The following is a 9,962-nucleotide window of genomic DNA, read 5'->3' as shown; positions in this document are numbered from 1 at the left end:
GCGTTGTAAGTGGTGCCGCGGGGAGTAAGATAACCGTGAAAGTACCGCAAATCCCAATCAATACCACCTACCCAGTATACGTTAGGCTTGATTTCTACAGGTTTCATAGTATCCTCCTTTCAATCAAAATTATGCCTTCGGTCAAGCTGGTTGCAAGACACTAGAAATTAGGTTTAGATGAGCTTTCGAGAGAATGACTTTTACAAGGTCCGACATTATGAAACTTTTTCCTTCTGTACCAACTGTATTTCCTTCTAAACTATTTATGGAAAAGTACTATTAATGCGATGATATTTCAAGAATAAAAAAAGACTGGTGATCATATTTTAACTGTCCAACATGAGGCAAAACCAGAAAATGAATAATCTCTTGCCAGACTTTACCTAAAATAATGGAAACGATACGCCGTTATGTCCTAAGACAAAAAAGCCAATATTAACTGCAAAAAAATCTTGACCCTGTACTTAAGTACAGGGTCCATAATAAAGATGGGGGGTGAACAAGTGAAAGGACTCACCATAAGCCAAGTAGCCAAACAGGTCGGTGTAAATGTCGAAACCGTTAGATATTATGAAAGATTAGGGCTTATATCCAAACCACCCCGGACAGAATCCGGATACCGACTTTTCCCTCACGAGGTAATTGGGCGTATTAAGTTTATCAAGCGGGCTCAAGAACTAGGTTTTACTCTATCCGAAATTAACAAACTGCTTGGCCTGGCCGATAGTGAAAACTTTGACTGTCATGAAGTACGGCAATTTGCATCCCAAAAGCTTAGAGAAATCGAGTCAAAAATACGTGACCTGGAAAAGATCAAAATCGTTCTGCAAGACTTGTCTAGCAGATGTCCAGGTCAAGGATCGATTAGCCAGTGTCCTATTATAGAAACTTTATCTGGGGAAGGGGGTGGCTAAAAATGGCTAACAAGAGGGTTGTTGAAGTATTTACTGCAGGTTGCTTCATCTGTGAAAATGCAATAAAGGAAATTAAGGCTCTAGCTTCTTCCAATTGTGAAGTTAGGATTTATGATTTGAATAAAAGATGCGATACTAACGAATGTGTAGAAAAAGCAAAACAATATGATATTAAATCAGTTCCTGCTGTAGCTATTGACGGCAAATTAGTAAATTGCTGTAATACCAGAGGTATCGATGTTGAAATCTTAAAAAAAGCAGGACTTGGGCAATAGCTAAGTAGAAAGTTTGCTTATGGGGCTGGGATTAACATCCCGGCCTCTTTACTAAAGTTCGCCCGACCTGATTCAGCGAGAACTAGCCTTAGGACTGAATATTGTTACTCGGTTCACGGGGGCTGGTCTCGCAGGCCTCCTGGCCGCAATTTTGGCCATCTCTTTGTTCCGTGCGGAGGGCGATCCCGAGCTTACAAAAGCATTACATAGCAATCAAACCTATAGTGAGAGGAATTTGAGCATGAAAGAAAAACTTTTGGTTTTTACGGGAATAGTCATCTTTGCTGCTTTTTCCTTCCTCTTACCCGTATTCCTGGCTGAAAAACAGGCCGAAAACCCAATCCCCGAACTAAAGCCAGGAGAAAAAATGGCTGCTTTCTCTGGTATCGGTATGTTCTGACAAAACTGTAGGGCTTCGGTCGAGGCCGCCTTGCGCAAGATAAAGGGAGTACGTTTTACTCTAGTGCAACTGCCGCCCGTGGATAAAGTCATCGTTATCTATGATCCGAAAAAACTACCCTTAAAGATTTGAAACAGGCCATCACCAATGCCGGCTATCAGGTTAAGGAAGCAAAGGTGGTGAAATAAATTGTTTGAAGACGATAATCGGGGCCATCGGAGCGGCAGTCGGGAAAATGTTTCTTTCATACCGCCTTAGCCTGTATGTTCCTTGGTTTACACTCCTGATGGGTATCTACCTGGCTGCCGATCTGAAACTTAAGCTACCTACAATGAAAATAAGAGCTGCAACGGTAAGAGGCCCAGATGGAGCCTTCCTATTAGGGCTCCCGTTTGGTATCATCGCTTCTCCCTGTACAGTTCCCATTTTGCTCTCGATCCTCGCCCTAGCGGCTACAAAAGACAGCATTTTCTTCGGGGCTATAGCAATGTTCGTCTATGCAATAGGTCGTGGTCTTCTTCTGCTCCTCATAGGAACCTTTACCGGGATTATTAAAAACTTAGTAGTCTTGACCCGCTGGGGAAAATATTTTGAAAGAGCTTTCGGCTCCAATAGACAACTGGTTTGACACGCCAACTACTACCCTGTCATTCCGCGGATAAGCGGGTAGTGGCTATAAACTGGTGGGTCATGTTATTTTTACTGGCGGCATAAATAACCTTCTCGATTTGATCGGCTATGCCGAAAAGCGCCTCCACAACCATCGGGTCGAACTGAGTTCCCGAGGCATCCTCGAACTCGGAGAGGATTTCCTCGGGGGTTTTGGCCATGCGATAGGGGCGTTCGGACCGCATGGCATCGTACGCATCGGCGACGGCGATGATTCTGGCCCCCAGCGGGATCTGGTCCTTCATCAAACCGTCGGGATAGCCGTTACCGTCGAAACGTTCGTGATGGGATCTAATCATGTTTATTAAATCCTTGCTGAGCGTCTCAGCCTCCTCCAAAATCGTAGCCCCGATGACCGGGTGTTTCTTCATTATTTCCCATTCCTCGGGGCTGAGGCGCCCCGGTTTCTTCAATATAACATCGTCGATCCCAATCTTTCCGACATCATGCAATAGGGCCGCCTGCTGTATTTCAAACCTTGTTTTGTCGTCCACCAACAGGGATTCCGCCAGAAGAAGGGATATTTGGGCTACTCGGACTGAATGTCCCTTGGTGTAGTGATCCTTCGCATCCACTGCGGAAACCAAGGCCTTGATCGTCCCCAAATACGTTTTCTCGAGAGCCAGATTGGTTCTCTCAAGGTCTTCTTTTTGTTTGATTATCAGGCTGGAAGCATTAAAGAATATTTTGGACAAGAGAAGGTATAGGGCTAAAAAAGACGCCAGAGTGATGATCCAGACAGCGACTCGGGTCCTAGCTATACGTTCAAAGAGTCCGTCTACCCCGTAGTATACCTCTGCAACCGCGAAAACCTCCGAATCTCCGAAATACAGGGGGATATAAGCCTCGAGAACATAGTTGAAACCTTTCTCATAGATATTCTCCTTCTTTGATAATCTACTGTATTGAGCCACGACCTCTCCGTTCAGAGCACGATCTAGATCGCGATTTGCCGTAAAACGATCACCTACTAGCTCCTGCTCATCCGACCAAATGATCCTTCCGTGACGATCGTAGAATTTGATTCTGAGAAATTGGGGTATCTCCGAGATGTCCCGTATCGCGAGCTCAAAGCTTTCGTAATCCTCAGTTTTCAGCTTGGGAGCTTCAAAATCTTTTGCGCTAAGATGATGGTGAATTGCGTTTCGGACAAAGGCAACAATTGTCTCTGTATGGTTTTCGAGCATATCCCTCTTGAGCGAAAACGTTACGTACAGCCCTAGAACAAAGGCGAAAAAGAGCAGACACAATAAACTACGGGTTAAGAAAAGCCGTCTCAAGTCCACTCGCTCTAGTACCCTCCCCTGGGACACAAACAGAATGTGCTTTCTGCCTATAGCCAAGTTTTCCGTCGGTGCGCTCTATTGCGGGGAATTTCCTCTTTGCGTGGACATGGTCTAGGAATCCGTTCAATAAGGACTACTTGTAAAGCCCCCTGGTAATCGCAACGTTCTTTGAAAAAAGATGCGTATCCGGACAACAGCCAGCTTTAACCGCTTTGGGAATCCATTCGGCCTTTACCGGCAGCTACGTGGCAGTCACTGATACAATCTGAGGTGGCAACCCGAATAGCTTTGGGGCGAGTTTAGCCAGTCTCTTCAAATTGAGCAGGACTGCTGTACATGTGGCCTGCAGGTTTGTCTTTATCAACCCCACATACCGACCGAACCTCAGGCCTGGTGCCAGAAAACTCGATGAGCTTTTCGGCTACCTCAGGCTCGTTCTCGAGCAGCTTCAAAAGCAGCTTGCGTAGAGAGGAACATAATAGGCAGTATGTGTCCTGTACAGTAGCGGTCCAAAGCAACCGCGCGTCTCTATTTCGCATCAAAATCCAGCAACCTGGCGACAACACTGTTGGCACCATCAGCGCCCACCACTATCTGGTCGGCAAAGGAACCATAATCAGTGACTATATGCGGCCGGTCGGGCAGCACCTCAATCCCCAAGATCTTTTTTTCATTATGTACCCGGGCGCCAGCCTTTAAAGCCTGCTCCACCAGAAAGAAGTCAAAGCGCTTTCTTTCCACCAAGTAAGCCAGGGAAAATCCAGACTGATTTCCAAGGGGTCGCTCAAACCATGAGTGAGCGATAAGCGATTAATCTCATCCTCTACAATAGCGGTGAAACTCAAACCCAGTAAATGTTTTGCCTTCACGGAAATCGCGCCACCGCAAGGCTTTTCCCGGACCATTTTTGTTTTCTCCAACAGCAGCACGTCTCCCTTCTTTAGCCAGCCAGTAGGCTAAAAAGGCGCCGACAGGCCCCGCTCCAACTACCAGTACTTGATATGTATTTTAAACCAACCTAATCCCGCATTAAGAATTGGTTATTTTTCCCTTTGGTATCCAGTTACCCACGCTTTGCCTCCTCCTTGTTTTTTCCCGGTTGGCGCGAAACAGCGGCAAATAACAATCACCACAGTAAACTCCGATCACAGTTCCGGTTTTCAGCAGGAATACTCCTTCGCGGCCACAGTCTTTACACTTCACTGTACATTCCCTCCCTTAGTCTTTGCCCTGAAAATACGCTTGCAGCACATCCCGGGCGATGTAAGCGGACGAATAGCTACCTCCCTTGCCCTGCTCCACCACCGCGGCAAAAGCAACCTGGGGGTTGTCCCTTTTTAAAGCTTTTGGACACAAGCTGGGTACCGTTGTCGGAAACAAAAACCGGTTTATTTGCAGCTGTAATTAAACCTTCCCCGGCCAGAGCTCTATCCAGAACTTTTTTCCCATCCCCGGCGGTCATGGTGGGAAGCAACTCCGCATGGACAATGTAACGGCTGTAACTGTCCAGCACGGAATAAGGTAACCATGACCGTTAGCTACCGGGATATAGGTGATGTCGATTCTCCATACTTGATTTGGCTCCGGCTCTTATCTCGCGTTTTTTAAGGGGTTTTGCTGGGTTTCTAGGAGTACTTAAGCTTTTTCATCATCTTAAGTTAAAGTACCAATAATTGAGACAAGAGGTGTAAAGTGTGATGTTTGGTTGATAGCGCACCCTCCTACCTCGTGTGTACAGCGTACCTGTTAACCAGTTACCCCAAATTTTTATACGATAGGGGGGTATCCTATGCCTATATTGTATTGTAGGCAGCGAAAAAGTTCAACCATAAACTTGTGAAAATCTTGTGAAGATCACGTAACTACGACAGACTATAGTATTAGGAGTCAAAAAAAGAAATTGTCCAGCAACCGTTACGCCCTGTATCAATTCCCGTCTTGGTGGTGCTTTCTCTCTTCAATTGGGCGCAAGTATTTCCAACTTCCTATGAAGCCGTAAAATAAAAGCACTGACCCGAGCATCTCGCCCAGATAAAGGGCTCCGGGCCAGCCCAATCGCGCCAAGCTACCCGCAGCAGCAATGATGACGGTGCCTCCGGCGATGAAAAGGTTATACGTTGCTCCGCTCCGCGCCCAGGAATAAAGGGCCCCAACCACCAGGACTAAACTGCCGGGAATGGTCAACAGCGGCGAGAAGACTCTTACTTCCTTGGCCATGGCCTGACCTGCGACCACTTTTCCCGGAATGAAGGCGGAAGTAATAATTTCCGCCCGCAAAGCGTAAGCAAGCATCACCAAGGAAACTACAGTCACATAGATCAGAAATGCCCAGCCTACCCGTCGTGAAAAAATAAGAAACACTGTTCCCGCACCCAGGTAAGCTACCAGGGCTGCAGCACTGACATAATACAGGCGGTAAAGTGTGACATTCCAAGCGGCTACCTCCGAGTAAAACTCGCCAAAAGCGGCAAAGGCAAACAGGGCAAAACCGAACGCCCATAACCACTGGTGAGTTTTACGGCGCTCCAGGTATTGGCGGATTAACAGCAGGCTAAATACAGCGCTCAACGCGGATGTTAACAATGGCCAAACGCCATTCATTCTTTCTACCCCTTTTCTACCTTTTTGCACTCTCTAATTATGTATTTTAAACCCGGTGGGGGTGCAGAGCAAGCTGTTAACTTGTGCAGGTGGTTACTTGAATTGCATTTTTTCAGTATTCAGGCCGGCTGGTTTTGGACTTTTTGGTGCCGGGGCAGCAAATCAGGAAAGCCTCAGTCCCTTCCCGCAAGGTAATCAACATTCCCGCTAGCATCTAAATTTCTCCTCCCCCTTTGTAAATGATAATCAATCTAAATCCTTGGGTAAAAAATAAATTCTAATTCAATCTCTTTCTTTTAATTTCTGTACAATCTTCATATACCGATAAACTCTCATCGACGACCGAATGAACAAGGAAAACCGAACAACCCAGCTGCTAAAGTAGGTGGGTTAATGACGGAATCTAAAGTACCGAGGTAAACCCCTACTTGGAAAACGAGTTCCCAAATTTTAATGGCTATGAGCAATGCGCCAATCAAAATCCAACTGCCGTATTTGCTGAAAAACTCGGCCATGCCTCAACCTCCTCCCTTTCACTTAACCGGTTTTTCTTTACATTGTCTTCTATTTTGGCTTAATCTTTTAAAATGATCACCTCGTACCTGTCCAAATTCAATAGACATTTTGGCCTTTACGCAGGAAAACTCCCTGGCAAAGGGTCTCACCGCCGGAGTTAATGCTATAAACCCTGAGCTGGTCTGGCCTTACCTCTATTTCCACGAAGCATTCCAGGCAAAAATATCTATTACCTTTGAGCCTTCTTACGTTCCTGCCCAGGCAGTTTGGACACCGCAACCGGCACCACTCCTTACAGTTGTAACTCTTTAGCCTTGAACCCCGTAATAAACTAATAGGGAACCGACCATTAACAACAAAGTAGTGAGGGAAGTACCCCAGAGATTAATCGTTGAAGAAGTTGCAGAAGCCTTAGGTTGGGCTTCTTGTTTTCTGCGCCAGATCAAGATAAGACCGATGACGATGCCAATGGCACTCATCAGATGAGCCACGGTAAAGGGACCATACACCACCGGGTTGGTCCTGGTAAATTCCACTATGCCCCGGATCAGGGAATAGCCGATTAGGTAGTGCAGGAATACCTGGCCGGAGTAGCTGGCTCGTGTGCGTTTCAGCCACAAGTAAGCAAACAGCAGGTAATCCAGCAAAAACTCGTACACCTGCGCCGGGTGAAGCAAGACTCCGTCTACCGTAACCCCCCAGGGTAGGGGGGTTCCCATGGGCGCGCCAAAGACATCACAGCCGACCCTCCCGATACCCTGGGCTAAAATTAATGCCGGTGCTACCGTATCCGCCACTTCCCAGAATGGTAGCTTATGGGATTTTATAAACAGGTATCCGACCAGGAAGCCCCCTAAAATCCCACCGTGAATGGACAGGCCCCCTTTATTAATAAAAATAATTTCCATGGGATTGGCTAGGTAGTATGCGGGGTTATAAACCAGTACATACACCAACCTGGCCCCCACAATGCCCCCCAATAAGGAGTATAGGGCGCCGTCCAGCAACAGGCGATGGTTTAATCCTTTATGCTTCGCTTCCCGGACAAACAGAATAATGGCAGTTAGTGCTCCTAAGGCAATCATCAGCCCGAAAAAATAAATATGAATTGGGCCAATAGTCAAAACCTGCTTCATGTGTTGTCAATTCCTCCTTCAAAACAAAGTCCTTCGGCCTTTGTTATTGTTTAGTCGCCATGAATGGGACTTTGGAACCCCAGTTCCCATCTACAATTGTTAATTCATTATGATGAATTAATAAAATTAACTATCAATTTACTATATTGACGCAAAACTCCTGTAGTATCGTAGCCAGCATAGACACTCTGCAGTAGTGATTTCACCAGCTCCGGTTTTTTACAAAACAGGTTATGGACCGTACCGGAAAAGGGGTAGAATAAGAGCGCCAGTCTGGCAGCAGCCCTTAATTCGGGAATTATATTTTTCTTGATTAATTGCGAATATGGTTGCAAATCAATGCTCTTGTTTTTTCTGGTACAATCCAAAATCACCTGGGCTGCTAATTTGGAACTCAATAGAGCGTTATAGATCCCTTCTCCCGTAAAAGGATCAGTCAGCCCTGCCGCATCTCCGACTAAAATGGCCCTCTCTTGATGATAGGTAGTAGTATGTAACCCAGTAGGAACGATGTGTCCCTTGACCTCCAATCGATTTCCATCATTACCCAAACCGTAAGTTTCAAGCCAGTTTTTCAGTTCCAATTTGAGCTTTTTATCTTTTCGGGGCAGAAAGGAACCAATTCCTGCCGTGAGGTGAGTTGCTTTGGGAAAAATCCAGCTATAACCCATGGCCAGGATACCGTAATCGATATAGGCGGTTCCTTTATACCGCAACATTTGTTCCGGCGGTAACGATACTGAACAGTCCAAAGCAAGGGCGCGCCCGTATTTTATATTAAAGCCCAGGGTACGGGCCACAATGCTATTAGCCCCATCGGCACCTACCACTATTTGCCCGTCAAACGAACCCCTATCAGTGAATACCCGTACTCGATCCGGGAGAATTTCGATTCTTAAGACTTTCTGTTCATCGTATACCTGAGCGCCGGCTTCAAAGGCCTGCTTAACCAGAAAGAAATCGAAGCGCTTCCTGTCTACCAAATAAGCCAATGGAGAGTCCAGCCTGACCTCCAACGGGTCAACAAAATTATGAGTAAGTACCAAGTGATTAATTTCATCCTCGATTAATTCTCCTAAATCAAAGCCAATCAAGTTTTTTGCCCGCAATGAAATAGCGCCCCCGCATGGTTTCGGGCGGGGCATTTTGGCTTTTTCCAGCAGTACCACATCTAATCCCTCTTTAGCCAGGAGATAGGATAAAAAAGCTCCCGCCGGCCCTGCTCCGATAACCAATACCTGATGCATTGCATTCCCTCCAACTTACATTGGATAACTCCGCGTCTCCCCCCTTTCACCAAACTGCCTTAAGCCCTTAAAACCAGCGTCGTACTACACATTATAGTATTAAAAACCAAAAAATTTTGCTGCCTGCGTTTTTCTAACTATTTCCTGTTGGCAGCAAACCCTGCGGGCTTGGTTAAGTGCTTGCTCTTATAACAAAATCTAGCGGAAACTAAAAAAAGGCAAAAATACTGTAGGGGGGTATCCTATAAATATATTATTTGAAAAATGTATACGTGTCAACCGTCAAAAACCTGGGCGAACATTTATGTATCGGACAATGACCAATTCAGGCCACCGTGACTTACTCGTCCCTATTGACCTTTGCGGTAGTTGTATCCTAGCTCTCGGAAGAGTTCCCCTGATCTTCCGAAGGTTAAGCGCAGTTTCTATTGAAGTCTCAATTATACGAAAAAAGAGTTTGGAGAAGTTAGAAACAACATCGAAATAAGCAAGACTTTTTATTTCTCCCACACCCCCGCTTTAAAATTGATGGATTTTGCCGGCCATGTCTGTGAAAACTTTGAACCGACTATGATGTTAAAAGACAAAAAAATTATTCAACAACCGTAACAACTTATATCAAGTCCTGTCGCGGTAGTGCTTAGGCTCTTCAATGGGATGTAAATACTTCCAACTTCCTACGAAGCCGTAAAACAAAAGCACTAACCCGAGCATCTCACCCAAATATAGGGCTCCAGACCAACCCAATCGTGCCAAGCTGCCCGCCGCAGCAATGACGACGGTGCCTGCGGCAATGAAAAGATTATACGTTGCTCTGCTCCGCAGTCAGGAATAAAGAGCCCCGCCCACCAGAACCAAGCTGCCGGGAATGGTCAACAGTGGCGAGAAGATTCGCACTTCCTTGGCCATGGCCTGACC

13 protein-coding genes are annotated in these 9,962 nt (G+C 46.1%); 4 read left to right on the top strand and 9 right to left on the bottom strand.

Going from position 1 to position 9,962, the window contains the following annotated elements; all coding sequences use genetic code 11:
- The first annotated feature begins 503 nt into the window (after window positions 1-503).
- The 4 genes from merR (at window position 504) to KKC1_RS08050 (ending at window position 2,217) form a co-directional block, all read left to right on the top strand.
- Window positions 504-914 (top strand): mercury resistance transcriptional regulator MerR, encoded by a 411-nt coding sequence (gene merR, locus KKC1_RS08060; RefSeq protein ID WP_238134241.1) that lies wholly within the window; start codon window positions 504-506, stop codon window positions 912-914.
- 2 nt (window positions 915-916) lie between these two features.
- Window positions 917-1,189 carry a glutaredoxin gene (locus KKC1_RS08055; RefSeq protein WP_088553959.1) on the top strand — a complete coding sequence of 91 codons (273 nt, stop codon included), beginning with the start codon at window positions 917-919 and terminating at the stop codon, window positions 1,187-1,189.
- A gap of 241 nt (window positions 1,190-1,430) precedes the next feature.
- On the top strand, window positions 1,431-1,589 hold the full coding sequence (locus tag KKC1_RS16025; RefSeq protein WP_153802853.1) for a hypothetical protein: 159 nt from the start codon (window positions 1,431-1,433) through the stop codon (window positions 1,587-1,589).
- A 193-nt stretch (window positions 1,590-1,782) separates the two neighbouring features.
- Complete coding sequence (locus KKC1_RS08050; protein WP_088553958.1) at window positions 1,783-2,217, top strand: cytochrome c biogenesis CcdA family protein; 435 nt, start codon at window positions 1,783-1,785, stop codon at window positions 2,215-2,217.
- A gap of 19 nt (window positions 2,218-2,236) precedes the next feature.
- Here KKC1_RS08050 and KKC1_RS08045 read toward each other — a convergent pair whose 3' ends face one another.
- The 9 genes from KKC1_RS08045 to KKC1_RS08000 all read right to left on the bottom strand — a co-directional run bounded on the left by KKC1_RS08045 (window position 2,237) and on the right by KKC1_RS08000 (window position 9,044).
- A complete protein-coding gene (locus KKC1_RS08045) occupies window positions 2,237-3,544 on the bottom strand; it encodes an HD-GYP domain-containing protein (protein WP_088553957.1) in 1,308 nt (435 codons plus the stop codon).
- A gap of 528 nt (window positions 3,545-4,072) precedes the next feature.
- Entirely contained in the window at window positions 4,073-4,255 is a 183-nt protein-coding gene (locus KKC1_RS08035; protein ID WP_088553955.1) for an NAD(P)/FAD-dependent oxidoreductase, read from the bottom strand.
- Window positions 4,240-4,464, bottom strand: a complete 225-nt coding sequence (locus tag KKC1_RS16755; protein WP_238134240.1) for a hypothetical protein — start codon at window positions 4,462-4,464, stop codon at window positions 4,240-4,242. Before KKC1_RS16755 ends, KKC1_RS08035 begins: the two co-directional genes overlap by 16 nt.
- A 109-nt stretch (window positions 4,465-4,573) precedes the next feature.
- Window positions 4,574-4,747 (bottom strand): hypothetical protein, encoded by a 174-nt coding sequence (locus KKC1_RS16020; RefSeq protein ID WP_153802852.1) that lies wholly within the window; start codon window positions 4,745-4,747, stop codon window positions 4,574-4,576.
- 723 nt (window positions 4,748-5,470) lie between these two features.
- The gene (locus KKC1_RS08020) at window positions 5,471-6,145 is read right to left on the bottom strand and encodes a hypothetical protein (RefSeq protein ID WP_088553952.1); all 675 of its coding nucleotides are present in this window, start codon (window positions 6,143-6,145) and stop codon (window positions 5,471-5,473) included.
- A 332-nt stretch (window positions 6,146-6,477) separates the two neighbouring features.
- The gene (locus KKC1_RS08015; RefSeq protein ID WP_088553951.1) at window positions 6,478-6,660 is read right to left on the bottom strand and encodes a hypothetical protein; all 183 of its coding nucleotides are present in this window, start codon (window positions 6,658-6,660) and stop codon (window positions 6,478-6,480) included.
- 97 nt (window positions 6,661-6,757) lie between these two features.
- Window positions 6,758-6,940, bottom strand: coding sequence for a hypothetical protein (locus KKC1_RS17930; protein ID WP_088553950.1), 183 nt, complete (start codon window positions 6,938-6,940; stop codon window positions 6,758-6,760).
- 29 nt (window positions 6,941-6,969) lie between these two features.
- Entirely contained in the window at window positions 6,970-7,797 is an 828-nt protein-coding gene (gene lgt, locus KKC1_RS08005; protein WP_088553949.1) for a prolipoprotein diacylglyceryl transferase, read from the bottom strand.
- A gap of 107 nt (window positions 7,798-7,904) precedes the next feature.
- The gene (locus KKC1_RS08000; protein ID WP_088553948.1) at window positions 7,905-9,044 is read right to left on the bottom strand and encodes a geranylgeranyl reductase family protein; all 1,140 of its coding nucleotides are present in this window, start codon (window positions 9,042-9,044) and stop codon (window positions 7,905-7,907) included.
- Between the last annotated feature and the right edge of the window lie 918 nt (window positions 9,045-9,962).

The sequence above is a fragment of the Calderihabitans maritimus genome (assembly GCF_002207765.1).
Classification (GTDB): Bacteria; Bacillota; KKC1; order Calderihabitantales; family Calderihabitantaceae; genus Calderihabitans; species Calderihabitans maritimus.
This window is presented reverse-complemented; position numbering and strand designations above follow the sequence as displayed.